General features: G+C 70.0%; 20 protein-coding genes. 3 read left to right on the top strand and 17 right to left on the bottom strand.

Going from position 1 to position 24,747, the window contains the following annotated elements; translation table 11 throughout:
* Window positions 1–183: 183 nt before the first annotated feature.
* Complete coding sequence (locus ACFVRO_RS00575; protein ID WP_386948102.1) at window positions 184–1,776, top strand: sigma-70 family RNA polymerase sigma factor; 1,593 nt, start codon at window positions 184–186, stop codon at window positions 1,774–1,776.
* Here the strand turns inward: ACFVRO_RS00575 and ACFVRO_RS00580 are convergent.
* The 4 genes from ACFVRO_RS00580 to ACFVRO_RS00595 form a co-directional block, all read right to left on the bottom strand.
* Entirely contained in the window at window positions 1,773–2,264 is a 492-nt protein-coding gene (locus ACFVRO_RS00580; protein WP_386948105.1) for a nuclear transport factor 2 family protein, read from the bottom strand. The two genes, ACFVRO_RS00575 and ACFVRO_RS00580, sit on opposite strands and share 4 nt — an antisense overlap.
* Before the next feature lie 39 nt (window positions 2,265–2,303).
* Window positions 2,304–2,648, bottom strand: a complete 345-nt coding sequence (locus ACFVRO_RS00585; protein WP_386948107.1) for a CHY zinc finger protein — start codon at window positions 2,646–2,648, stop codon at window positions 2,304–2,306.
* Window positions 2,649–2,889: 241 nt separating this feature from the next.
* On the bottom strand, window positions 2,890–4,899 hold the full coding sequence (locus tag ACFVRO_RS00590; RefSeq protein WP_386948110.1) for a putative Ig domain-containing protein: 2,010 nt from the start codon (window positions 4,897–4,899) through the stop codon (window positions 2,890–2,892).
* 193 nt (window positions 4,900–5,092) lie between these two features.
* Entirely contained in the window at window positions 5,093–6,457 is a 1,365-nt protein-coding gene (locus tag ACFVRO_RS00595; protein ID WP_386948113.1) for an RNA polymerase sigma factor, read from the bottom strand.
* 351 nt (window positions 6,458–6,808) lie between these two features.
* Between ACFVRO_RS00595 and ACFVRO_RS00600 the strand changes: the two genes are divergently transcribed.
* Window positions 6,809–7,312 carry a hypothetical protein gene (locus ACFVRO_RS00600; protein ID WP_386948116.1) on the top strand — a complete coding sequence of 168 codons (504 nt, stop codon included), beginning with the start codon at window positions 6,809–6,811 and terminating at the stop codon, window positions 7,310–7,312.
* Window positions 7,313–7,378: 66 nt separating this feature from the next.
* Here ACFVRO_RS00600 and ACFVRO_RS00605 read toward each other — a convergent pair whose 3' ends face one another.
* A complete protein-coding gene (locus ACFVRO_RS00605) occupies window positions 7,379–8,212 on the bottom strand; it encodes an oxidoreductase (RefSeq protein WP_386948119.1) in 834 nt (277 codons plus the stop codon).
* A 108-nt stretch (window positions 8,213–8,320) separates the two neighbouring features.
* Between ACFVRO_RS00605 and ACFVRO_RS00610 the strand changes: the two genes are divergently transcribed.
* On the top strand, window positions 8,321–8,893 hold the full coding sequence (locus ACFVRO_RS00610) for a TetR/AcrR family transcriptional regulator (RefSeq protein WP_386948122.1): 573 nt from the start codon (window positions 8,321–8,323) through the stop codon (window positions 8,891–8,893).
* Window positions 8,894–8,938: 45 nt separating this feature from the next.
* Here the strand turns inward: ACFVRO_RS00610 and ACFVRO_RS00615 are convergent, their stop codons facing one another.
* The 12 genes from ACFVRO_RS00615 to pstA form a co-directional block, all read right to left on the bottom strand.
* Window positions 8,939–9,823, bottom strand: a complete 885-nt coding sequence (locus ACFVRO_RS00615) for an aldo/keto reductase (RefSeq protein WP_386948124.1) — start codon at window positions 9,821–9,823, stop codon at window positions 8,939–8,941.
* 223 nt (window positions 9,824–10,046) lie between these two features.
* A complete protein-coding gene (locus ACFVRO_RS00620) occupies window positions 10,047–11,771 on the bottom strand; it encodes a protein kinase (protein ID WP_386948126.1) in 1,725 nt (574 codons plus the stop codon).
* Between the two features lie 14 nt (window positions 11,772–11,785).
* A complete protein-coding gene (locus tag ACFVRO_RS00625; RefSeq protein ID WP_386948128.1) occupies window positions 11,786–11,962 on the bottom strand; it encodes a hypothetical protein in 177 nt (58 codons plus the stop codon).
* 8 nt (window positions 11,963–11,970) lie between these two features.
* Window positions 11,971–12,744, bottom strand: a complete 774-nt coding sequence (gene pstB / locus ACFVRO_RS00630; RefSeq protein WP_386951567.1) for a phosphate ABC transporter ATP-binding protein PstB — start codon at window positions 12,742–12,744, stop codon at window positions 11,971–11,973.
* A gap of 300 nt (window positions 12,745–13,044) precedes the next feature.
* The gene (locus ACFVRO_RS00635; RefSeq protein WP_386948131.1) at window positions 13,045–13,851 is read right to left on the bottom strand and encodes a sortase; all 807 of its coding nucleotides are present in this window, start codon (window positions 13,849–13,851) and stop codon (window positions 13,045–13,047) included.
* Window positions 13,852–14,183: 332 nt separating this feature from the next.
* Window positions 14,184–14,957, bottom strand: a complete 774-nt coding sequence (locus ACFVRO_RS00640) for a hypothetical protein (RefSeq protein WP_386948133.1) — start codon at window positions 14,955–14,957, stop codon at window positions 14,184–14,186.
* Window positions 14,954–16,177, bottom strand: a complete 1,224-nt coding sequence (locus ACFVRO_RS00645) for a hypothetical protein (RefSeq protein ID WP_386948136.1) — start codon at window positions 16,175–16,177, stop codon at window positions 14,954–14,956. The genes ACFVRO_RS00640 and ACFVRO_RS00645 overlap by 4 nt, the downstream gene beginning before the upstream one ends.
* 78 nt (window positions 16,178–16,255) lie before the next feature.
* Window positions 16,256–17,641, bottom strand: a complete 1,386-nt coding sequence (locus tag ACFVRO_RS00650) for a hypothetical protein (protein ID WP_386948139.1) — start codon at window positions 17,639–17,641, stop codon at window positions 16,256–16,258.
* A gap of 123 nt (window positions 17,642–17,764) precedes the next feature.
* A complete protein-coding gene (locus tag ACFVRO_RS00655) occupies window positions 17,765–19,018 on the bottom strand; it encodes a hypothetical protein (protein WP_386948141.1) in 1,254 nt (417 codons plus the stop codon).
* 163 nt (window positions 19,019–19,181) lie between these two features.
* Entirely contained in the window at window positions 19,182–21,794 is a 2,613-nt protein-coding gene (locus ACFVRO_RS00660; protein WP_386948143.1) for a hypothetical protein, read from the bottom strand.
* Window positions 21,791–23,458, bottom strand: a complete 1,668-nt coding sequence (locus tag ACFVRO_RS00665; protein WP_386948145.1) for a phosphate ABC transporter substrate-binding protein PstS — start codon at window positions 23,456–23,458, stop codon at window positions 21,791–21,793. Before ACFVRO_RS00665 ends, ACFVRO_RS00660 begins: the two co-directional genes overlap by 4 nt.
* Window positions 23,455–24,741 carry a phosphate ABC transporter permease PstA gene (gene pstA, locus ACFVRO_RS00670; RefSeq protein WP_386948147.1) on the bottom strand — a complete coding sequence of 429 codons (1,287 nt, stop codon included), beginning with the start codon at window positions 24,739–24,741 and terminating at the stop codon, window positions 23,455–23,457. The genes ACFVRO_RS00665 and pstA overlap by 4 nt, the downstream gene beginning before the upstream one ends.
* Between the last annotated feature and the right edge of the window lie 6 nt (window positions 24,742–24,747).

Below are 24,747 nucleotides of genomic sequence, written 5' to 3' on the forward strand. Positions count from 1 at the left end.
CGGATCTTGGGGATAACCTTCGTATCTGCGTCTGGGCCGCATCTCCCCTCACTTCGCGGCCCGGCGAGCGGGGCCGCCTCCCATGGCCCCGCTCGCCCCTTCTCCTCCTCCGGCCCGTTCACCGGCGTGAGGTAGTCTCGCTTCACGACCGGCGCCCGAAGCCGATCGGCAAGACGAGGTTCCATGGACGACCCCAGCGACACGACAGACGCGGAGACAGACGGTCAGCTTCTGCTCCGCAGCCGTGACGGCGATCGCCACGCCTTCTCCGAGCTCTGGCGCCGACACGCACCCGTGGCCGTCGCCTACGCCCGGAGCCTCGGCTCGTCGCCGCCCGACCCCGAAGACGTGGTGTCCGACGCGTTCGTCAGCATCCTCCGCCAGCTCAGGGCCGGCAAGGGTCCGCAGCGCAGCTTCCGCCCCTATCTGCTCACGACGGTCAAGAACACGTGGATGAGCCACGCGCGCCGCACGCCGCTGATGAGCTCCCTGGACGACACCGAGCATCCCCCGTCCGTCCTCGGCGCGATCGACGTCGAGGCGATGGTGACATCGACCGCTCTGGCAGAGGCGTTCGACTCGCTCCCCGAACGCTGGCAGCACGCGCTGTGGTTGAGCGAGGTGGAGCAGCTGCCCCCGCGTCAGATCGCCGAGCTCCTCGGCATCCGCCCCAACTCGGCGGCCGCGCTCACGTACCGGGCCCGCGACGCCCTCCGCAAGGCCTGGATCCGGGCGCATCTTCGAGCGGCGCCCGACGGCACCGACCACGCGCGCGTGATCGAGCTGCTCGGAGGGTACGCGCACGACGATCTCTCTCCGCGCTCCGAGCGCTTCGTGACCGCGCACCTCGACGGGTGCGCGACCTGCCGCTCGGCCGCGGGCGAGGCCAGGAAGCTCGCCAGAGCGATGACCATCGGCCCGCTCCTCGCCGGCGGCGCAGGTCTCGTGCTCGCCCCCGCGCTCTTCCCCGCAGAGCAGGCCGCGGCCGCGGTCGTGGGTACGACGGGACTGTCCGGCTGGGCCGGGGCGTCCGCCGGTGTGCAGCCGGCGCTCCACGCAGCCGGCCACTCGGCGGCGCTGCTCTGGCCCGTCGCCGCCGCGACCGCGGTGGCACTGTCGGTCGGGGGCAGCCTGTTCGTGCGCCCCGAGGCGGCGCCGGACGCGACCGGTGTGCTCACACCCACGCTGTCGACCTCCGTGCCCACGGCATCCGCTCCGACCCCCTCGGCATCGCCTGCCGTCGCCGAACCCGTCGAGCCGACTCCGGCCGCCCCGTCGGCGATACCCGAATCGACTCCCCCGCCCGCCGTGCCGCCGGCCGCACCGCTGCTCGATCCCGTCGAGACGACGGCGCCATCCGCCGCCGAGAAGCCCGTGGAGATCGTCACGAAGCCCGGCAGCGGCAACGCCTTCGGCAACGATCACAAGGATGAGGCGACGCCCGCGCGCAACGATGCCGACGAGGACGGCGAGCGCGTCGATGCCCTGATGTCCGGCCCACGGGGCTCGTCCTGGTGGTCGTCGACCGTCGTCGTCCGGGTGACGACCGACGCGAAGAACGACACGGTCAGCATCGCGGTGTGGGGTGCCGGTGACGCCGACCTCGCGATCCTCGTGGATGCGCAGACGATCGGGATCGCCCCGGACACCCTCAGCTGGTCCGACGAGTTCGTGGTGCCCCTGCCCGAGGGCCCGCACACGCTGTCGGTGCACTACCTCGACGCGGACGGCGGGATCGGCGAGGTCGCCGCCCAGACCGTGTTCTCGGTCGGCTAGCGGGAGCGCCCCGGCGCCGCCATCGGCATGAACGTCCGGTCTCCCGACGAGGCCACGCCGTCGAGCAGCGCGCCAGCGGCGGTCAGCACCCGCGCCGTCCCCGCATGCCCCTGCGCACGGGCGATCACCGGCCCGAGCGCGCGCGTGAAAGCGGTCACCGCGGGAAGCGGCCGCATGTACAGCGTCAGTTCCCGGATCAGCCCGGAGTCGTCGAGGCGAAGCCGCTGGCACTCGTTGAGCGTGCGCCCACGGACCGTCGTCGTCGCGAACAGCACGACCTCATCGTCGCCACGCACCTCGCCGTCGAAGCGGATGCCGTCGAGAACCTCGAACGCCGAGACGAGGAGCTCGCGGATCTGCTCACGCCCGCGGAAGGCGAAGCCGTCCGTGAGCGGAGAGATCAGCACGGCGTCGTCAGCGAGGACCTCCGCGGCGAGCGCGGCATCCGCCGTCTCGCCTGCGCTCTTCCACTGTTCGATCACGTCCACGATGTCGCCCCCTGCCTGCTGCCCTGCGGTGCCCACAGCCTACGGGGCCACCTCGAAGTACAGGTGCGCATGAAGGGAGCATCCGGGGTTGAACCCCGACGCGCAACGCGGGCATGAGGAGGACTCCAGATACTCGGCGATGGTGAGCACGGAGCCGCAGACGCCGCACAGCACCGCCTCGGCATCGTGTTCCTCGAGCGGCCACACCGTCGAGGGGTGTCCCGCGGACTCCTCGTGGCAGAGGTGACACGGATAGAACTCGCCGCAGCACGCGAACCGGATGGCGATGACGTCGAGCTCGGAGCGGTAGTGGACGCACCGCGTCTGCCCGTCGACCACCGCTCCCCGCACGCGCGGGGCATCGGGTGTCGACGTCGGATCCATGCTCCCCATTGTGCGCCCGCGACGCTCCGGAGAGGAACGCGGCCCGGAGAAGAGAAGAGGGGCGGCGCTCGGGGAGAGCGCCGCCCCTCGGGGAGGTGTTGAAGGGGGCACGTGGGGAGTGCCACCCTTCAGGGGAGGTGCTGTGCACCGCGTGACGGGGAGGTCACGGTCAGCCCGGGGAGACGGGCTATGAGTACCAACGGATGTCCGGAGAGAATCTGTCGGTCCCCGCGCAGATTTCTCAGGATGCGCGTCGGCGACGCGACCCGATCAGGTACACCCCGCCCGCGAGCGTGAGGATGCTGCCCACCGCCGCCGCGACGATCGCGAAGGACGCGGTGCCTCCGGTGATCGCCAGCGAGGCGCTGCCCCCGTGCGAGCCGCCACCGGCCCCGCTGCCTCCGCCCGTGCCTCCGGACCCGCCATCAGACGGATCGGTCGGCGTCGGGCTGGGCGTCGGCTGCACCGTCCGGTCGACGATCACGATCGTGTACTCCTGGGTGTCGGTGCCGTACTGGTTCGTCGCGGTCACGGTGAACGTGTAGGTGCCGGCCGCCGTCGGGGTTCCGCTGAGCGCCCCGGTCGCTCCGTCGAACACGATCCCCGGCGGCAGAGCCCCCGCGGATACGGCGAAGGTGATCGGACCGGGGCCCGTCGCCTCGACCGTGGCCGTGTAGCCGGTGCCGACGGTTCCATCGGGCAGCGTCGGAGTGACGATCACGGGCGGCTCGAGGTAGGTGAAGCCGCCGGGATAGACGGTCGATGTCTGGTACGGAGTCGAGATCGTGCCGGAGATCAGACCCGTGTTCACGACGACGTCGACCGGCCCGTGCACGTGCGGCGGGGTCACGACGCTGATCGGGCAGCCCGATGCGTCGAGGTCCGTTCCGGGGATCCCGTCGAAGGTGACCTCGGTCACTCCGAAGCTCAGCGCCAGTCCCGGCCGCATGCGCCCCTCGGAGGCGTAGCTGCCCAGCTGCGCCGGGCCCGAGATACCACCCCAGTCGGGCCGCATGCCGCCCCAGCTGTAGAGCCGCCCGTCTGAGCCCAGCCCGAACGACGCCTGCAGTCCGACCTCGATGTCCGTGATCGTGACTCCAGCGGGGATGTCGCTCGTGTCGACCTTCGCCGGGGCGGCCGCGTTGGTCGTCGTGTTGTTGCCGAGCTGCCCGTCGGGGTTGGACCCCCAGCTGTACATGCTGCCGTCGTCGGCGAGGACGAGAGTGTGGAATTCGCTGGCGACGATCTTCGTGATGCCGATCCCCGCGGGCATCTCGCCCTGCGCGACCGCTACGGGCACGCCCGACGCAGGCGCGGCGGGGTCGCCGATGCCGAGCGAGCCGTTGCCGTTGTTGCCCCACGAGTAGATCTTGCCGTCGGTGCCGAGCGCGTAGCCGACGTACGATCCTGCCGCGACCTGGGTGAACGTGACCCCCGTGGGGACGGCACCCTGCGCGAGCTTCACCGGCGAGAGCCGGTCTGGACCGCCGACGTTTCCGTCGCCGTTGCCGCCCATGAAGCTGCCGCCCCACGAGTAGACCCAGCCGTCGCTGCCGAGAGCGTAGGCGTTGCCGTTGCCGTTCGCGATCTGCGTGATGGTGACGCCGGCGGGGATCTGGCCCTGTGCGAGAGCCACCGGCTCAGGACGCCAGCTGTTCGTCCCCTCGCCGTTCGAGGGCTCGCCCCAGCTGTAGACCCAGCCGTTGTCGGCGAGCACTGCTGCCCGACCGGAACCCGCGGCGATGGAGATCGGCTTGACGCCTGCAGGGATCTGGCCCTGGAGCGTCTTGACCGGCGTGGCCGACTCCCAAGGGTTGAATCCGCCGATTCCCAACTGGCCCGATGAGTTCATACCCCAGGCGTAGATCCCACCGTCAGCGGTGAGAACATATCCCGCGTACTGGTCGTAGTCGGCATCGATGATGTCGGCATCCGCGGGAATCGCACCCTGCGAGATCTGCGCAGGACCCGAGCCACCGCCGTTGCCGTTGGAGCCGTACTGCCACGCGCCCCAGGTCAGGACCCTGTCGTCCTTCGTGACGATCATCGCGTTCATGCCGCCGGCGGCGAACATGTCGATCGGCGACACCTCGACGCAGTCGATGAGGACGGTCGTCCCTCCGGAGACAGGACCTGCGTCAGGAGTCGGCGCCGCCCAGCCGATGCCCGATGCGGTGATCGCGAGGACCGCTCCCACCGTCGCTCCCGTGCCCAGCAGGCGCCGAAACGGCGCACGATTTCGTTCAGACATGAATGCTCCCCAGCGTTCTTCCGGCGGCATCCCCGCAATGCGCCCGAGGAGAGAGATGCTCGCTCGGGCGATTCATTACGCGAATACCGCGGATCGGTATATCGGAGCGCGTTCGCCCTCCGACAGGGCGCACCCGTCTGACGGAGCGCACCCTCTCCTGGGTTAACGAGGCAGCGGCGAGAATCTGACGGCGTCAGCCGACGAAGGCCCTCACCGTCTGCGGGGTCGAGCGCAGTTCCCCCTGCGCGCGACCCGTCACGTCACGATCGTCCATCCGACCCGATAGCGAGAGCGAGTACCGACCCTCGTCATCAGGGCGGGTGTCGGAGAGGACGAACCGCCCGTCACCGCCGCCGTCGGCCAGACACACGGCCCCGGCCGGGCCCGTGGTGCAGTCCCACCCCTCCGGAACCTCCACGACGGCCATCCCGGCGGGCAGGATCAGAACCAGCCGGACGTCCTCCGCTGCCTCCAGATCCAGCGCGACGTCGATCTCCGCACGCCCCTCCCCGACCGCGTGCGAGGTCACGCTGAAGCTCCCCCTCGGATCAGCCCCGGCCGGAAGGAACTGCTGCACTCCGGCGAGCACGAGAAGCCCGACTCCGGTGACGATCGACAGGATGGCGAGGGCACGGGAGGTCGACGCGGGCACCCGAGACCACCATCGGGCCACCGCTCCCGACACGGCGCTCGGCGTGCGGGGCGTTCGGCGCGCGCTCGGCGCATCGGGCGCTCTCCTGGCGTCGGGACCGCGCCCCTCGTCGGCCTGGGCAGGGCTCGGAGCATCCAGCACGCTCCCCACGACGAAGAGCGGGATCACGCCGAAGAGCGTCGTCAACGCACCGAACCGCGCCCATGCGGCGCGACACCGGGCGCAGGTGCGGATGTGCGACATCCCACGCGAGTCCGGCGCGTCGTCGACGAGTTCGGTCACCGTCTCGGGGAGCCGTCGGGCTGCCCGTCTGCACTCCTCAGGGGCGCCGTCCTCCAGGATCTCCCGCAGCGTCGCCCTGCGCAGCCCCACCTTCGCCCGCCGCACGAGCGAGTAGATCGCCGACGCCGGCCTGCCCAGCTCGGCTTCGAGCTCCGCCGGCTTGCGGCCGTCGATGACGACCCCGACGAGCACCTGCTGCTGGTCGGTCGGAAGGGAACGAAGCGCAGACGTGACGTAGCGGTACTCGCGGTGCAGGTCGGCATCCCTGGTCGAATCGACGTGGGGCGTCATCTCGGCATCCGCGTCGATGACTCCGCGCACACGGGATCGCGGCGAGCGGTACTCGTCGATCACCCGATTGCGCATCGAGCGGGCGACGTACGTGTTCGGGTTCGTCGTCGGGCCCGTGCCCTGGGCCCACACGCCCAGCAGCGCGGTGATCGCCTCGGACGCCAGATCCTCGTGGTCGATGACGCCGTTCGCGATCCATCGGGCCATGTACAGCAGGTGCGGCAGATTGTCGGCGAGGTACTCTCCCGCGGCACCGCGGTCTCCCTCGTTCGCCGCGCGGGCGCGCGCGTCGTCGAGGGCACGCCGATCAGCGGGCGCTGGTCCGTCCGTCATTTCCTCTCCCCTGCTGCACCCCCGTTTCGCGCGCCGTCGGGCACGGCACGCGACGGGACGATGACGCGCCGTCCCGATAACGCCGACACTACGATGCGGATGCGCTGATCACCGCATCCTGGTCGGATTGTGTCCGCGCCCTCGGAACGAGTCGGCGCGGCCGCCGAGACCCCCTCGCTGCGCGACCGCCCCGACTCGTCGACGCCCCCCACTGAACACAACGAGAACGGACTGCGAATCTGACGGTGTGCGGGAAGAGAACCCGGCTCATGAGATGATCGCGGAATCGCGCGGAGCGGTTCGCCGCCGCCCGCGCTCAGGGCAACGCGCGCACGGAGCGGGAGACGCAGGGTGGAAGAGATCGACGAGACCGAACGCGCCGCTCGTGCCGCCCATCTGAAGGAGCGGATCTACCTCACCTTCGCCGCGCTCGCCGTCGTTCTCGCGCTGTCGAGTCATGGCCACGTCACCGCCGGCGAGGCCGCCACCACCCTGATCGTCACCGTTCTCGGCACGCTGCTCGCCGTGTTCACCGCGGATGCCGTCTCCCACATCGTCGTGCACGGCAGGTTCTTCACCCGGCAGGAGCTCGGTCACGCCCTCGGCTCCAGCTTCGGAGCGCTCAGCTCGGTCGCCCTGCCGTTCGTCTTCCTCGGCTTCGCCGGGCTCGGGGTCTGGAGCGCAGAGGCTGCGCTGCGCGCGGGCACGTTCGCCCTCGTCGCGTCGCTCGTCGTGATCGGCTGGATCGCCGTGCGCCGCATCCCGCTCACCTGGTATCAGCGGCTGGTCGCGCTGGGCGCGGAGGCAGCACTGGGCCTGGCCGTGATCGGGCTGCAGGTCCTCGCGCACGGGTAGGACAGCATTCCCGAGTGAGCTGCGACTCCGCACGATGGCGCAGTTCACTCGAGGACGGCAACGACGTCACTCGCGGGGGAGTCCCGTGGCCCGGCTGATCACGGTGTCGAACTGACGATCCGAGAGCAAGACCCTCGCCGCGATCAGCGGCTTCGCCCCGAACCCGACGGCGTAGCGGGTTCGGGGACGCTTCGCGGTGACGGCCCTGCCGATCGCGTCGGCGATCACCGAAGGAGGGGAGTTGCGATTCGCGTTGGCCTCGGAACGCAAGGACGCCGCGATGGCGGCGGCCTGGGCTTTGTAAGCTCCGCCTCCAGAAGTCTCCTCGAGATGCTCGGCGGCGATACCGCCCCACTCGGTGGCGATACCGCCCGGCTCGATCACGACCACGTCGATCCCGAAAGGGGTGACCTCCAGACGCAAGCAGTCGCTGAGCGCCTCGAGCGCGAACTTCGTGCCGTGGTACCACCCTCCGAGCGGGGTGTGCAGCTTGCCGCCCATGGAAGTGATGTTCACGATCGTGCCCGACCGTCGCTCGCGCATGTGCGGCAGAACGAGCTGGGCGAGCCGTATGGCGCCGAACACGTTCACCTCGAACTGCCTGCGCCCTTCATCGATGTCGACATCCTCCAGAGCGCCATAGGAGCCGTATCCCGCGTTGTTGACGAGCACGTCGATCCGACCGGAGTCAGCGAGGATCTCGGCGATCCCCGACCTCATCGAATCGTCGTCGGTGACGTCCATCGCCACAGCACGGATGCCGTCGCCCGTCAGCCTCTGAAGACGATCCGCGCGGCGTGCAGCGCCGTATACGGTGAAGCCCCTGCGGTGCAGCTCCCGGGCAGTGGCCTCGCCGATTCCTGAGGATGCCCCGGTGACGAGGGCGACTTTCTTGGTCATTGCGTCTCTCCCGAGATAAAGTGAATGTAGGTTCATCAACATCATGAACCTACGTTCATTTTAAGTCAAGCGAGAGAGCGACTCTCGCTTCACAGCCGAGGGTGTTCCATGTCAGACGGCAGGCCCATGCGGGCAGACGCGATCCGGAACCGCCGAAAGATCCTCGATGCCGCCAATGCGCAGATCACTGCTCGGGGGCCCGACGTCGGAATGGACGAGATCGCCCGGGCCGCCGGCGTCGCCGTGGGCACGCTCTATCGGCACTTCCCGACGAAGACCGACCTCGTCGAGGCCGTGATCTCAGAGCACGTCGCCGTGATCGCCGACGACGCACAGGCCTCGCTCGCCCGCGCCCAAGCCGCAGAATCCCACGCTGCCGACGAGGTCGTGGGATTCCTCGCTCGCGCCGCCGAGTCGACCGCCGACCACCACGCCGTGAAGGCAGCGGCGCACGGCCTCGGTCTGGATGGCGATGGCGGCAGACCCGATGAGTCCCGGGCGAGCGAGGCGCTGGCCGAGTTGATACGCCTCGGACAGGCCGCCGGCGACATACGGGCCGGGATCACACTCGAAGACATCTACCTGCTCATGTCGACGGCCCCCTCGGATCAGCCCGCCCAGGTCCGTCAGCGATGGCTCGCTCTCATCCTCCCCGGCATCGTCTCCGAGCAGCGTCGATGAGGTCGGTCTCGTCCGCGCAGCTCCCGGACGCTCGATGTCGTGCGATCAGGCTTCGTCGATGACCACGTCGAAGAACGCATCGCGGGGCTGATCGGGGTCAGGGCCGCCGCGGACGCCCGTGTCGAGCGCATCGATGCGGGCGAGCTCCTCCCCCGTCAGCGCGAAGTCGAAGACGTCGAGGTTCTCGGCGATCCGGGCGGGGTTGACCGACTTCGGGATGACCGACCGCCCCTGCTCGATGCCCCAGCGGAGCATGATCTGCGCCGGGCTCTTGTCGTGCGCGGCGGCGATCTCGCCGATCGTGGGGTCCTCGATCACGCTGCGCTTGCCGTCTCCCCACCCCGGGTAGAACGTGATGCCGCCGATGGGCGACCACGCCTGGGTGACGATGCCGTGGGCCGCGTTCGCAGCCTGGACCTCGGGCTGGGTGAAGTAGGGGTGCACCTCGACCTGGTTGACGGCAGGAACCACGTCCGTCTCTGCGAGCAGGCGGTCGAGGTGGTTCGGCATGAAGTTGCTGACGCCGATCGCACGGACCCTCCCCTCCGCGAGCAGAGTCTCCAACGCCCGGTACGCCGCGACGGTGGCCTCGAATCGCGTCGGCGCCGGCTGGTGCAGCAGGAGCAGATCCAGCGTCTCCACCTGCAGCTTGCCGACGGCCTTCTCGAACGCGTGCAGCGTCTGCTCGTAGCCGTAGTCGCTGACCCACACCTTCGTCTCGAGGAACACCTCATCCCGAGGGATGCCGGAGCGGCGCAGCCCTTCCCCGACCTGCCGCTCGTTGCGGTACGCGGCCGCCGTGTCGATGTGGCGGTAGCCCGCGCGCAGGGCGGTGTCGACGGCCGCCGCCGTCTCCTCCGGCGGGCTCTGGAACACGCCGAGCCCGAGCGCGGGGAGCACGACACCGTTGTTGAGTGTGAGGTCGATCATGATCGCGAGTCCTTCCGGTCGGTTCGCGTCGCGCGGCACTCCGCGTCGACTCGACACTCATTCCATCACCGCCCCCGTGCGCGCGGGAGTCACCGGGGAACCCGGTACTGCCGGTACCCCCTCACCGCTCGCAGCGCAGCGCGTTCCTTCTTCAGAGAAATCGGCCGGGGAACAGACGGTCTTGCCGACCACTCCACCGCTGTGGCATCCGTCCACCGCGGCATCACCCGCCTGGAGCCGGCGTCGCGCTCGGTTCGGGAGTCGGGCCGCCGGACACCCGGAGGACGACCGCGGTTCCGACGCGAGCTGAGCTTCCGACGGCGGGGGTGCTGTCGATGACGACAGCACCGGCCGGCGCATCCGAGGGAACGGGGGCGACGACGAAACCCGCCCCCTGCAGCGCGAGAGTCGCGGAGCTGACCGTCAACCCTCCGACGGCGGGCACGGTGTTGTATCCCGACGCGACCGCGACGCCGATCGCGCTTCCCGGCGCCACCCGCACCCCTGAGGCGATCTGCTGGGCGATCACCGTCTCGGCGGCTGCGGGCGCATCCACGCGGTCGACGGGTCCGAGCTGCAGTCCGACCGCCCGCAGCGTCGCATCGACGTCTGCGAGCGTCCCGTTCAGCACGGGAACCTCGACCGTCAGGGTCTCGACCTGCTGCGGGGTCGGGGCCGCAGGGAGCGCAGGGGACTCCTGAGCGGTCACCGGCGCCGACGGCGCGGCGGACGACAGCGGAGCGATGGTGGGTGTCGATGTCGTCGACCCGCTGGCCGCGAGGACACCCCACGCCGCGAGCGCCACGAGCACCACGGCGACGAAGGCGCCGACGGTCACTGCGAAACGCTGGGCCGCCGGTCTCGCCTCCGCGTCGTCGGGGTCCGCGCTCGAGTCCGACCATGACGATAGAAGGTTCGACGGCGCCGCGCCCTGCGGATACCGCAGCGTCGATGCCAGCGTCTCCACGTCGTCGACGTCGTCCGCTGTCCGAGCGCGGTCGCCGATCGGACTCGGGTCAGCGACGCGCGGAACACGAGAGGACTCGACCGCCGCGTCCAGCGCGAGACGGAAGTCGTCGGCGCTCCGATAGCGGTGCGCGGGCGTCTTCGCCATCGCCTTCGCCACGACCCTGTCGAGCGCGGCTGTGGTCGCGGCGAGCGCCGACGGCACCGGAGGGGGCGCGACGACATGCGCCATCATCGTCTCGCGAGCGCTCCGCCGGAGGAACGGGACTCTGCCCGTCAACACGAAGCTCAGGATCGCGCCGGCCTGATACAGATCGCTCGCCGCGCGGACCGGCTTTCCGAGCGCCTGCTCCGGCGACATGTACTGCACGCTGCCGATGATGCCGACGTCGTCGGCGTCTCCGTCGAGTCCGGAGAGGAGGACATCGCCGCCGACGGTGCTCCGCCCGGTCGCATCGGCGAGTCCGAAGTCCACGATGCGCACCATGTCGGAGGTGATGGCGGCGGTCGGCGAGGGCGGCACCGACTCGAGAATGATGTTCTGCGGGCTGAGATCGCGGTGGATCAGATCGCTCCGGTGCGCGGCGGAGAGGCCGGCGAGCACGCCCGCCAGCACGGCCGACGCCTCTGCGGCGTCGAGCGACCCGTGCGCGGTGACGCGCTCCTGCAGGGTGGGGCCGGTGAGCAGGTCGAACGCGATCCAGGGCGTGAGCACGCCAGCCGCGTCGTGCAGACCCGAACCGTGCACGCCGACCACATTCGGATGCTGAATCCGCTGCACCTTCATCGCCTCGGCGAGGAAGGCCTGCCGGTGCGCTGCGTCCGCGCAGAGGTGCGGATGCAACAGCTTCACCGCGAACCTGCCGCCGATCACCGTGTCGTCGGCGGCGTAGACGGCGGCAGAGCCACCGACGCCGAGAAGCTCCCTCAGACGGTAGCGGCCCCCGATGAGGGCCGCCGTCTCGCCCGCTGCCCCTGTCACGGGAGAGTCCCTCCTCAACCGGCCAGCATCACGACGGCACCGGCGACGACCGCTGTCGCCGTCCCCATGGCGATGAAGAGCCCCACGCCCCGCGCCGGCGGCGACTCCGTCCGATCCGACCAGGCGAGCCCCTCGGGGAAGAGATCCTCGAGCTCGCCGTCGGTGAACGCCGCCCAGTGGCGGGAGCGCACGTGCGCTCTCATCCGAATCGGCCGTTCACGTAGTCCCAGGTCCTCTCGTCCTGAGGCTCCGAGAACATCGCATCCGTGTCGCCGTGCTCGACGATCGCCCCCGGAGTGCCCAGCGAGGCCAGGAAGAACGCGGTGTGCTGGGACACCCGCTGGGCCTGTTGCATGTTGTGGGTCACGATGACGATCGTGACCTCTTTCTGCAACTCGGTCATCGTCTCCTCGATCACCCTCGTCGACGTCGGATCGAGCGCGGAGCACGGCTCGTCCATGAGGAGGACCTTCGGCCTGACGGCGAGCGACCGGGCGATGCAGAGGCGCTGCTGCTGACCACCGGACAGACCCCCGCCCGGCTGCTTCAGCCGATCCTTCACCTCTTTCCACAGACCCGCGGCGGTCAGCGAGCGTTCGACGAGACCGTCCTTGTCGCTCCGCGATGCGCGCACCCCGGTGAGTTTGAGTCCCGACACGACGTTGTCGTAGATGGACATGGCCGGGAACGGATTCGGCTTCTGGAAGACCATGCCGATGTGCCGCCGCGCATCCTGCAGCTTCTTGTCCCTGTCGTAGATGTCGTCCCCGTCGAGCAGCACCTCCCCGGCGAGGGACGCCGACGGGACGAGCTCATGCATCCTGTTGAGGATGCGGAGGAAAGTGGACTTTCCGCAGCCCGACGGACCGATCAGAGCCGTCACCTTTCCCGCCTGCATGGTCAGCGAGACCTCTTCCAGCACCTTGTGACCCCCGAACCACGCGGAGATGCCTCGCGCCTCGAGAACGGACAGCGGTTCGCTCCTCGACGCGGTCGCGACAGAGGTGTGGGGAAGGCGCTCGGTCACATCGTCGCTCGCCGCCGCCGGGAGCTCGCCGGGCACGAGGGGTGCGGACATCGGAGCCGTGGTGAGACCCAGCGGCGGCGCGAGAGCACCGATCGCAGGCAGTACCTCCGTGACATCGTCGGGCCGACCCGATGCGGAATCGATCGGCGGGCGGACGACATCCGCATCGTCGTTCATGGTCTCTCGGGTTGTCGTCATGGGAGTGTTTCCTTGCAGTCGAAGCGCGCCGAAGGCGGCTTGAGGCGATCAGAGCAGGTTGGGCAGAGCGTTCATCACCGCGTCGGCGACCCCGACGCCGAGCAGAAGCAGGACCGGCACCGCGATGAGCCAGGCGTGTCTTCGTCCCCAGTTGCGCCAGAGCCACACGACCCCGATCGCGGCCCCGACGAAGAAGACGAAGAGGAAGAACGCGACGAACCACACGGCGGTGTTCTGTCCCATGGCGCGTTCCTCCGGCGGAAGGGCGGGGTAGGCGAGCACGCGTGACGGCGTCTCCTGAACGGGGCTGATCAGTTCGGCGTCCACGTACAGCACACCCGATGGGAACAGCGCCAGCCCGTCAGCGGTCTGCAGTTCGAGCCGCCCCTCCCCCCGGCGCACGGGCTCCGGAGTCGGATCCCCCGCCCGCCGCAGACCGATGACCCGATAGGTGTGCGTCCCCTGCCCGGTGGTGATGACGATGTCGTCGCCCGGCGCCAGCCGATTGATCTGCGCGAACGGCCCTCCGTAGGTGCTCTGGCGACCGAGGATCACACTCGTGCCCGCCTGCCCGGGCATCACCGAGTCGCGTCTGTGCCCCGGCCCGGTCCTCATGACCTCCGAGGTCGTGCTCTCCATCACGACCTCGCTGAGCCCGATCGCCGAGGACTCGATCAGGGCGACCGGCGTCCCCGCGGGCACGAGTCGATCTTCGCTCTCGAGCTGCCCGACCGGGACCTCCGCTTTCGCGAGTGCGCTGCGGAGTTCTGCGTACGCCAGCGTCTGCGCTCGGTGATGCTGCGCTCCGGAGAGCAGAACGGCGTGTGTGACGAAGCTGAGCAGAAGCAGCGACACGATCAGGATCGCGGCGCCCGCCCACCATCGTCCGTCCCGGGGAGCGAGTCGTCGCGGTTCCGGTGCAGCCAGGCCTCTCCTGCGCCTCCCCGGGCCACCGGGGGCACCACGGCCGGGCCATCCCTGCAGCCGCCGCGGGCGACGGGTGGGGACGGCCTGTTCGTCGCCACCCCGCTTCGAAGCCGGAGACCGAGCGGGCTTGCGCCGCGCCGGTGGCGCCGTCGTGTCGGACTGCGCTGACGTGTCTGTGCGCTCGCCCGAAGACGACGCGATCCCGTCATGCTCTGAGGCGCCGTCACTGCGAGTGTCCGGGAGGTCGGCGGTCTCGATGCTCATGCCGACCGGCCTCCGGTCTCCGGTGCTCTCAAGACGCGCACGAGGCGCAGGCCGGCCACGAGAAGCGCGATCAGGATCACCGCGCCCAGCACCCACCAGAGCCACACGGGCGCACCCTGCAGCCCGGTGTCGGCGAGCGAGCCTCCTCGTCCGATCAAGACGTCGGCGAGCGCGATCTGTTCGCACCAGCCCGTGAACTGCAGCGTGCGCGTCCCCGGCAGCGGGTCCTTCGGAAGGGCGACCTCCGCGCGCACCGTGCCGGAGTCGTCGGCTGCGAGCGAGCCCACGATCGCGGGATCATCGAACAGCACGACCTGCACCTGCTCTCCGGCGCCGAAACCGGATGCCGTGGCCACGATCGTGTCGCCGTCGAGGTACACGGTCCTGTCGAGCTCCGCGGCTTCCCCGCTCGAGGCCGGACGCGTGGGCACGGCCGGCTCTTTCGGGGTGCACGTCGCGATGCTCTGCGCACCCGCCGGCCCGCCGCCCCCACCGCCCCCGCCGACGCCGCCGGGTTTCGTCGTGCCCCCCGTCGAGACGGGAGGAGGCAGCGGGAGGCCGGACTGCGTCGAGGGGACGATGACGCTCACGCTGCTGTCGTCCGTGCCGGGAGCCGGATCCTCGTCCGCAGCGCGAGCCGTGTCCACGGCGGAGAGGACCGCGCTGCAGACCAGGAGGACGACTCCGAGCAGAGCGACGAGAGACCGGTGCACATCGATCCGGCGGGGGCGGTGGCGTGTCGGGGACGAGGGGATGGTGAGGGCGCTCACAGCAGTTCCTTCTCTCGGGCGATGGCATCGTCATGTTCAGCACGGATGCGATCGGCGTAGTCGGCGAGTTCCTCGGCGAGGAGCGCCCGTGACCGGCGACGTCGCCAGACGATCACGCCGACCACCGCGGCGAGGAGCGCGATCACGCCGACGAGGCTCCAGGGCACGGCCCAGGTCACTGCGGAGGAGGTCAGCGCAGCGGGGAGCGGATCCCCTGCGGCCGCGCCGTCTGCGGGCATCGGTGTGACGGTGACCTCCGCGAACAGCAGAAGCGCGGGTGGAACGCCTGGCAGCTCCGCGCTCACATGCGCCACCCCGCCGGGAACGAGGTTGCGCACGGGCTCCAGCTCGATCGTGCCCAGTGCCACGCCGAAGGGCCCGGTCAGGGTGGCGACAGGTCGAGCCGACACCCTGGTGTTGCCCAGGTTGCTCACCTCGAAGCCGACACGGCCGATCCCGCCGGCGAAGGGCGCGAGCGCACCGTCGTACCCCGTGACGAGTCCGTTGACTCCGAACCCGGGAGAGAGTGCTCCATCGACGCGGAGATAGATGCGGGCGCCGACGCGGTTCTCGCGCCGCACGGTGGTGCCCTCGCCGCCGGTGGTCGATGCGTAGGAGGCGACGATCCCGGCGGAATGATCGCCCGGCCGCGCATCGTGCGGGACGGTGATCGTGAACGGGATGTCCATGCGCGAACCCGGCTCGACCGTCACCGTGACCCCCACCCCTGCCGCGCACGCGGCCTCGGGCTCGTCATCCGTGTCGGGGCACGACGCCTGACCCTCGTCGACGCTGGTCCAGGCGCCGAGATCCGTCGACGCCTGCTCTGCACCGATGAGTGTGAACGCGGCTGTGTCGTAGTCGGTCTTCGCATCCGCCGCGTAGACGCGGAACGACTGAGCGGAGGCGGACTCGTTCGTGACGGCGACCCAGTCGGTGACGACCGATCCGGGGGCGACCTGATACTCGAAGGCGAGCCGGCCGTCCGGGCCGGCAGGTCCCGACGGCCGCACTCCCCAGGTGACGGCGTCATCGTCGGCGGCATGCGCCGCGGGCGGCGCGACGGCGAGAGCCGAGCACAGCGCGATGAGGGTCGCAGTGAGGAGGAACGCTCCGCGCGACCGCGCGGCGGCCCGTCGGCGTGCGAGCGGATGCGGCGGCGCCGCCCCCCGATCCGATGAGGGTGCAGCCGCAGAGGGGCTCAGGCGGTGATCGATCACGTGGTGCTTTCGCTAGAAGGGGCGCGCGGTGAGCTCGACGGTGCGGTCCACGGGGGCTGGGGACCGCACCGTCGAGGTTCAGATGAGCGTCAGGGTGAGCGTTCCGGAGTAGTTGCCGGCGGGCGCTGTCGCGGGCACGGCCAGGGTGAGCTCCGCCGAGACCGTGGTCTTGGCGTTCGGTTCGGCGGATCCGGCTCCCGAGGCGAGCGGCGCATCGGACGTCAGACCGGCACTCGATCCGGCGATCACCGCAGGGCCGGCGGTGCCGGAACCCGAGACCTTCACCGGAGCCCAGCCGAGGTTCGATGCGGCGATCGTGTTCGCACCGCTGATGAGCGGCGAGATGTGGCCGTTGAGCGTCCACCCGGCGTCGGCGCTGCGGCGGTCGTCGTTCACCGTGATCTCTCCGGTCGCCCCCTTGGCGGTCCAGACCTCGCCCTCACCGCGGCTCGTCGCGCCGCTCAGGCTCACCGGCGCGGGCTTCACCGAGATCGTGAGCCCGGTGGGTGCGGAGGTCGATGCCTCGGGAACGCTCACCGTCACCCCGGAACCCGAGGAGTCGGCGACGGCGGACGTCGTGAGCGCGACGGATCCGTTGGATCCGAGGTGGCCGGCGTCTCCCGCGTACGTTGCAGAGAAGGTGTAGGCGGTCGCGGGGCTCAGACCCGAGACCGATACCGTCGCGACTCCGCCGGAGAGCGTCGCCGTCTGAGAGATGGTCCCACTCGTGAACGTGACGGTGCCCGTCGCCGCGGCAGGGGCGACGGTGGCGCTGAGGGTCGCCGATGTCGCGGTCACCGCGGAGGACGCCGCGGTGAGCGCGGTCTCAGCCTTCACGACCTCGTCGCCGGAGACGACGCTCAGGACTCCCGTCGCCTTGTCCCATTTGAGGATCGCGTCGTAGAACGCGACCCCGGCCTGGTGCGGGCGCGATGCGTCGATCGTCGAGCTGAGAGTCACGATGTACCGGAAGTACCCGGACTCACTCCACTCTGCGTAGTCCGAAAGCTGGTAGATGCCGCCGATCGGATCGGCATCGCTGTCTGCGAAGGAGAGCGGCTTTCCGTCGAGACCGTGCCCGGCGGCCGCGGCGTCGGTGCGCTGGTACGCATCGCTCGCGACCACGTAGGCGTTGTCGAGGAGGAAGAGCTCCTGGCCCTGGACGTTGTAGCCTGCCGGTGCGCTCGATGCCCCGGGCGCCAGGGATACGGATGCGATCGGACGCAGATCGTTCCACGTCGCGCCCGGCTTGAGCGTCACCGTCAGGTCGCCGAGATCGAGTGCCGACCCCGCCTCGACGGCGGTGGCGATGCGGGTGTTCCAGAAGACCTGGTTGGTGTAGTCGGCGGGCGCATCGATCGCGTGGGCAGCGGTCGCCAGGAAGAGCGGGGCGGCGAGGCCCGCGACTGCGGCAGCGGCGATTCCGGCGAGCGCCGGGCGACCTCGGGTGTGCGGACGAGACATGTGGACGGGGTTCCCTTCGGGTGATGTTCGGATTCGTGGCGGATGGAGCTCGACCGGAAGGGGTGCACCCTGGCAGGGCGCACCCCTCGGGACCGCATCCGGCTGATGCGGTCCCGATCCGGCTCAGTTCGAGCGGTAGGCGGTGCCGGCGACGTAGGTCTTGCCGTCGAGCGGGGTGACTCCTGCGGCCGGGATGGTCCCGAAGCCGAAGTCGTTGATCACCGAGACGGTGGTCGAACCCGGGCGCTTGGCCGTGAGGACCTTCGCCGAGCTGCCCACGAACAGGTTGACCAGGTTGCTGTTGTACACCGCGGAGCCCGAAGTGATCGCTGCGTTCTCGACGACGTTGAACACCACGCGGTTCACGGGGAACGAGGCGTTCAGGTTGCCGTCCACGTCGAGAGGCGCGGTCGAACCGATGTTGCGGAGCACCGCGCTGTGGCGGCGGTCGGCGACCGTGACTCCGTAGTTGGTCGACAGCGTCGCCGCCTTGCTCTGCGCGATGTGCTGAGCGATCGAGAACGGCACGAGCGCGTTCGGAACGGCGGCGGTGACGCTGCCGTCGTGCTCCTGCACGCTGTGCGACCCCGAGGCGTCGGTGTAGGTGTCGGCGACACGGCTGGCGTAGGCGCCGCCGATCGCGGTCTGCCAGAACGACAGCGTGCCCGAACCCGCCTGGGGCTTGAACGGGACGATCGCTGCACCCGTGCCCTGCTTGCCCACGACGAACGTGGTGTTCGCCGCGTTCTCGAGGGTCACGCTCGCCGCGGTCGGGTCGTAGCCGTAGATGTTCTTCAGCGTCAGGTCGCGGATGCCGTCGCCATCGGTGTCCTGCCCGACGGTCGTGCCCAGCGGGATGCCGTTCGGCACGGACGTCGACGGTGCGGTGACGTAGGTGACGGCGTCGACGGCGAACGGGACGTACGCGTACGTTCCGGACGCGTTCCACGTGCCCGCGCTCGACGACCGGGCGACCTCGACGTCGTCGCGGCTGAGTGCGCCGGACGAGGTGAGGGTGGTGCCGCCGTTGGTCAGCGAGACGGAGGTGCCGTTGATGGCGGCGGTCAGGAGCGTCTTGCCCTGTCCGGAGCCGTTCGCGACGGGCACCGTCACCAGCGGCGAGACCTCGCCGGGCGTGACCGAGGTCCCCGCCGACGTGGCGTCGTACGAGGCGATGAGCGCCTGGCCGGAGCCGTTCGTGATGACCGACGCGAAGCCGTTCGACACATCCTGGGTCGTGTCGGAGCCGAACAGGTCGACCACGGGGTTGGTTCCCGGTGCCGGGTTGGCGCTGGCGGCCGGCGCGACGCCGAATGCGAGACCCGCCACCGTTGCGGTGGCGATGGCGCCGAGGAGCGCCTTGCGAGAGATGGACATGATGATCCTCACTTTCCAGTGTGGTATTGTGTCGCTCTGTTGCATAGGCCCCCGTCACCACGCGCTAACCCGGTGGCGGGGGTCCCTCTCTTCGGGCGGGCGACACTTCGCCCTCTGAGAAGCCTTGTGGAGTTGTCGTTCGTGCTTCGCTGCGCGGTTCCCGTCATCCCCCCAGCGCGCGACGACGCAGCAGGAACGGTGAGGACGCGAGGCCGGCGAGACCGGCGACGAGCCCTCCGCCCAGCGCAATCGACCCGGCGAACGCGCCGGTCGCCTCGGAGGCGGTCGCAGCGGTGGCCGTGACCTGCCCGCCGCCCGTCGGGTCGGCGGATGCCGACACCGGAGGGACGACCGCCGCCGCCGCGGCACCTGGCGGAACCTCGACGGGCTCCTGCGGCGGGCGGGTGAGTATCCGTGCCGCGGCATCCGCCGTGGCCGCCCGCTGCGCATCAGTGAGCGGGACGTATCCCTCCGGCAGCTGACCGGGCCGCTCCCCTCGCTCCTGCCCGGCTCCGCCGGCGTAGGTGAGGAGCGCCGAGTAGTCGGCCCTGGCGGCGTCGTCGAGACCGGTGTCCGCACGATTCGCCGCAGCATAGAGCGTCAGTGTGAGCGGATAGGCGTCCCCGGGGAGCGCGGAGAAGTCCGTCGCGCCTCCGCCGACCGGGTCGTACCCCGCGCCGCCTACCGCGGCGGCGAGCGTCTCATCGGAGGGCGCGATGAACGTGCGGCCCTTGAGAACGGTGCCGGCATCCGTGATCTGGGCGACGGGAAGGGCGATGCTCGCCGACGCCAGGTTGTAGTCCGCGGCATCGGGCGCAGTGGCGACCCCCATCGCGAAGCGCTCGCTGTTGGCGAGGGGCGGAGAGGGCGCCGACCAGCGTCCGCGGTCCCTGTCCCACTGGTTCGCCTGTCCTGCATCGACCCTGACCACACGGGACGCGTTGGCCTCGAAAGTGCCCGAGTAGGGGCTGAACGACGTCGAGTCGATGGTCTGACCCAGGAACGCGCTCTCCGCCTCGGCTGCCTCAGGAGCGACGCTGCGATCCGCCTTGGGGAAGGTGTCGAGAGAGTCGGCGAACAGGTCGAAGCCGCCGTCGAGGGCGTCAGAGTTCGCGGACGGCAGGTAGTAGGGGTTGATCCGCATGCCCCAGGGATCGGCTTCGCCGTTCAGGAACGCCCGCGCGTCCGCATCGCTGCGGAGGTACTCCCACAGCAGGGCGATGGCGTCGTCACCCTGCGGACCCACGACGATGAGCTGCGGGCTGGACTGGTTGAACCCCGGGTTCTTGAGGGCCGCCCACTCCGGATCCTGCTGGAGCGATTCGGGATTGTCGAGCTTGTCCCTGCTCACCGAGGCGGCACCGGCGCCGCTGCCCGCGAACGGGATGTCCGCCTCGTACGACTGCGTGAGCAGCTTGGCGATCAGGCGGGGCGTGAGCTTCAGCTCGTCGTGGATACGCGTCGGCGTCGTGAACGTGAAGGCGAAGACGAGACCCGTGTTGGCGAGAGGGGCGTAGACGATGTCGGCATCCGCGAGCAGTCCGGGGTCGGCCGAGCCGATGGTGCCCGAGGCGAGCCTCCGGGAGACGATGGCCAGCTTGGCCTGCCCGGTGAGGAGCTGCTCCCTGGTGAGGTTGCCGCTGTTGGTGTTCAGGCTGTAGGCGGTGCCGGTCTCGGCGCAGAGAGCCTGCTGCCATGACGAGTAGGCGTCGGCGATGAACTCGCTGCCGGCCGCCCTCCTCTCTCTGGCGCCCGCCGCGCACGCGGGGCGGGTGGCATCGAAGTCGAGCGGGATCACGATCCGATCGTCGAAGAACGAGCAGTCGGGTGCGACCGGCGACCCCTCCTGACGGCTGGTCTTCTGCCCGAAGACGTGGCCGTTGTCGGTGTCGCAGATCTCCGTGATCCCCGCAGTCTCCGGTCGCACACCGGAGTGCTGGCCGCGAGGCACGATGACGAGCCAGCAGCGCGCGCCCGCCGCATCCCCGCATCCGAGATAGGGCTGCGTGACCGCGGACTGCGTCGCGAACCCGAAGACGGCCCTGCCCTCGGCGTCCGCGGGCTGGAACACCAGCTCGTTCGAGCTCGACGACGTGAAGAACGGTTCGAGGCCGTCGCTGTACACGGTCGCGTGCGACCCTCCCGGCTGGACGTTGAGCGCGGGGGCGCTCACCTGTCCGGTGACCGCGCGGAACGGATACGGGGTGAACGTCGACTCCGTCACAGCGTCCGGGATGTCTGCGAGGCCGCGGGTCTTGGAGTACTGACCGACGACGTTCTGCACGTTCGCCGCCCTCGACAGGCTGCCGAACTGGCACGTCTGCCAGAAGTCCGATGCGTTCGGATCGGCGCCCCAGCACTGCATCGCCTGCACGTAGTTGCCGATCGCGGATCCGCCGCCGAGGTAGTCCGTTCCGGAGCTGAAGCCAGAGACGGTCACGGAGATCGACTGGTCGCCGAGCCCCGTGGTCGAGTCGACCGAGACGGAGAGGTCGCGGAAGTCGTCCCAGTGTCCGGAACCAGCATCCGCCCCGTTTCCGTCGCTGGTGAGCGCCGCGTGGTTCGGCTGCACTGCCCGCACCTCCGCCGCCGTCGCGGTGGCAGCCGAACCGACGACGACCTCCCCGCTCGCCCAGGCCACGGTGATCGACGAATCCGCCTCGCCCGTCGCGGCGACGGCACCCGGAACGACGGAGACGCCGTAGAACAGGCCCAACACGCTGCCTGCGGTGACGGCCAGCGCGGTGACGCGAAGGGGAACCCGGAGATGAGTCATCGCCGACCTCCGCTCGCGCCGATCGTCGAGGGGAGCATCGTCCGCCTGCCGCGCCTTCCCAGAAGCGGCGGCAGCATCGCTGCGGCGAGCACTCCCGCCCCGGCGCCGAGCGTCCCGAGTGCGGGCAGAGGCCCGGGACGGCTCGCGGGGAGCGACTGCGGGCTCGCGTTCGCGAGGATGAGCGCACCGCCCGTGGCGATCGCGTCCTCGCCGACCGCCTCCCCTGTCTCGCCCGCGCCACCCGCGTCCGCGGGCCCCGCGCCCGCCCCAGCGGCTCCGCCCGTCGCGGTGTCGGTGCCCTTCGCCCCTCCCGTTCCCGTCGTGCACTGGACGGGGCCCTTGCGGTCGCAGTCCGCGGGGAACGGAGCGGCCTTCGCGAGAGCGTTGCCGTTCGGGTCGCTCGGATCGAGAGTGGGGTTGTTGCAGCTGGCGATGGTGAAGTCGGTGATCGCCGGGTCCCTCCCCGGGATGAGCTGGATGCGGGTCTGCCCGCCCTTCACGAGGTTGACGGGCAGCGGCGAGTACCCCAGGGTCTCCGCCTGCTGCTGCCCCTCGCACAGGAAGTACGACGTGAACGCCGACAGCGTGCGCCCGTTGTCCTCGGTGAAACCGGACTCGACCTTGGTCGGAAGGATGATGTACGAGTAGCTCGAGAGCGGATAGTTGCGGGGGTCGGTGTCTGCGTACACGTTGGTGAGGTCCTGGGTGAGGTAGTTCTGCGATGACGGGTCGTTGTTGATGACGGCGCGCAGCAGCGCGACGGCGACGTTGGATGCGGTCGGCTCGGTGTAGTACCCGGCGCTGTTGAGCATCTTGACGACGGGGAAGCCGCTGTTGAGCGCGTAGGAGTATTCGACGAACGTGATCGACCCCACCGCCGCCCCCTGCGCGACGTACCCGGCGACCCCGTTCGCTCCGGACTTCGAGACGAAGCCGCTGCCTGCCACGGTCGGATAGTTGCTGGTCACACCGCAGTGGCCGTTCACGAACGGACGTCCGACCTTGCCGCAGTACGCGTCCCAGATCGCGGGGTGCTGCTGGCGCATCCAGATCGTGAACTGCGCGCTCGTCCCCGACCCGTCCGAGCGCACGACGGGGACGATGGGGATCGCGGGGAGAGCCAACGCCGGGTTGTCCGCGAGGATGGCCGGATCGTTCCACACCGTGATCTCGCCGGTGAAGATCTTCGCGAGCACCTCACCCGAGAGACGCAGGTTGGTCACCCGCTTGCCGCCGATCTGCAGGTTGTACATGAACGCGGTGCCGCCGGCGACGATGGGCATGTACGCGAATCCACGGTTGGGCGGTGTATCCGCTTCGTTGCTGTTCGCGATGCCGTACGGGATCTCGCTGACGCCGTAGTGCGCGGTCCCGTTGGCGAACGAGTTGCGCCCCTGGGTCGAACCGGACTCGGAGTAGGTGATCGTCCACTGGTAGTTGGCGTAGACGTTGCGGATCCACTGCTGAAGGGCGTTCGCCGACCAGGTGGATCCTTCCCCCTTGATGGGAGCGCACACTCCGCCCGTGGACGGTGCACATGTGCTTCCCGCGGCCTGCGCCGGCGCCAGCCCGCCGAACACTCCGACGACGAGAAGCACGACGCCGACGAGCGCGACAGCGATGCGGGCAGGGTGCCAGGTGCGCACGGAGGGTCGGGCGTTCATCGTCTGCTCCTCGAAACTCGATCCGTCGACGCCTCGTCTGCGACCGGCGCGTCCGGGGAGCCGTCCACGGCGTCGAATCGGCGGGCGATCCGCGCCGACGCCGCGCGCGCCCTCGCCAGGCCGCGCGCCGAGAGCACTCCGGCCCCCTTGCCCCCGACCAGGCGGGCGAGCAGGAACAGCACGAAGACCAGCACCATCAGAACGGCGGCCGCGCCGAATCCTCGAGCGATCTGGGTCGGCTCCGGCGACTTCACGAGCGTGAAGGTCGCGAAGGGAAGGGACACCATCGGTCCGGAGAACGGGTTCGCGTTGAAGAACGTGGTGTATCCGGCGGTCAGCAGCACCGGGCTGGTCTCGCCTATTCCTCGCGCGGTCCCGAGCACGATCGCGGTCATCAACCCCGACTTGCTGGTCGGCAGGACGACGTGCCAGATCGTCCGCCACTGCGACGCGCCCATCGCGAGCGACGCCTCCTTCAGCGTGGCCGGAACCAGCCTGAGCACGACGTCGGCGGAGCGGATGATGATCGGAAGGATCATGATCGTGATCGCGAGCGATGCGGCGAAGCCCGACTTGTCGAAGCCGAACAGGAGGATGTAGGTCGCGTAGATGAAGAGCCCGCAGACGATGCTGGGCAGCGCGGTCATCGCCTCGGTGACGGTGCGCACGATGGTGGCGAACGGGGAGGGGAACTCCGCGAGGAACACGGCGCAGAGCAGGCCGAGAGGGATCGCGATGGACAGGGACAGCCCGATCATCATGAGAGTTCCGAGGGCGGCGTGTGCCATGCCACCGGCGGTCAGCGGATCCAGCGGCCCGGCGAGCGAGAGGTCCTCGACCCAGAAGTTCGGCTTCAGGAAGGCGTCGGCGCCGCGCACCAGGGTGAACACGACCACGACGGAGAGGGCGAGCAGGAGCACCACCGCGGCGGAATGGATCACGACCGCCGCGAACCGATCCCAGACCGCGACGCGGCCATCGTCGAAACTGACGAGGAGGAGGAAGAAGGCGAGGAAGAGGGCGTAGGCGACGAGCACGAAGGCGAGGGGTCCCTGCAGCGGCAGCACCTGCGTTCCCGCCCACGCGGTCGTCGCGATCGCTGCGGCGGCGGCCCCGACGAGGCGCAGCACGTCCTCCCGACGGATCGCCGCGAGGTTCCTGCGTTCGCGAGGACTCGTCCGATGGGGCAGACGCCCGTCCTTGCCTGGCACCTGGGTGCGGGTGACCCTGCCGGGCAGGGTCGCGCGGCGACGCGCCCGGTCGGTGATGATCTGCTCGCTCATGGAGTC

Source organism: Microbacterium sp. NPDC057944 (assembly GCF_042887445.1).
In the GTDB taxonomy this organism is placed as follows: Bacteria; Actinomycetota; Actinomycetes; order Actinomycetales; family Microbacteriaceae; genus Microbacterium; species Microbacterium natoriense.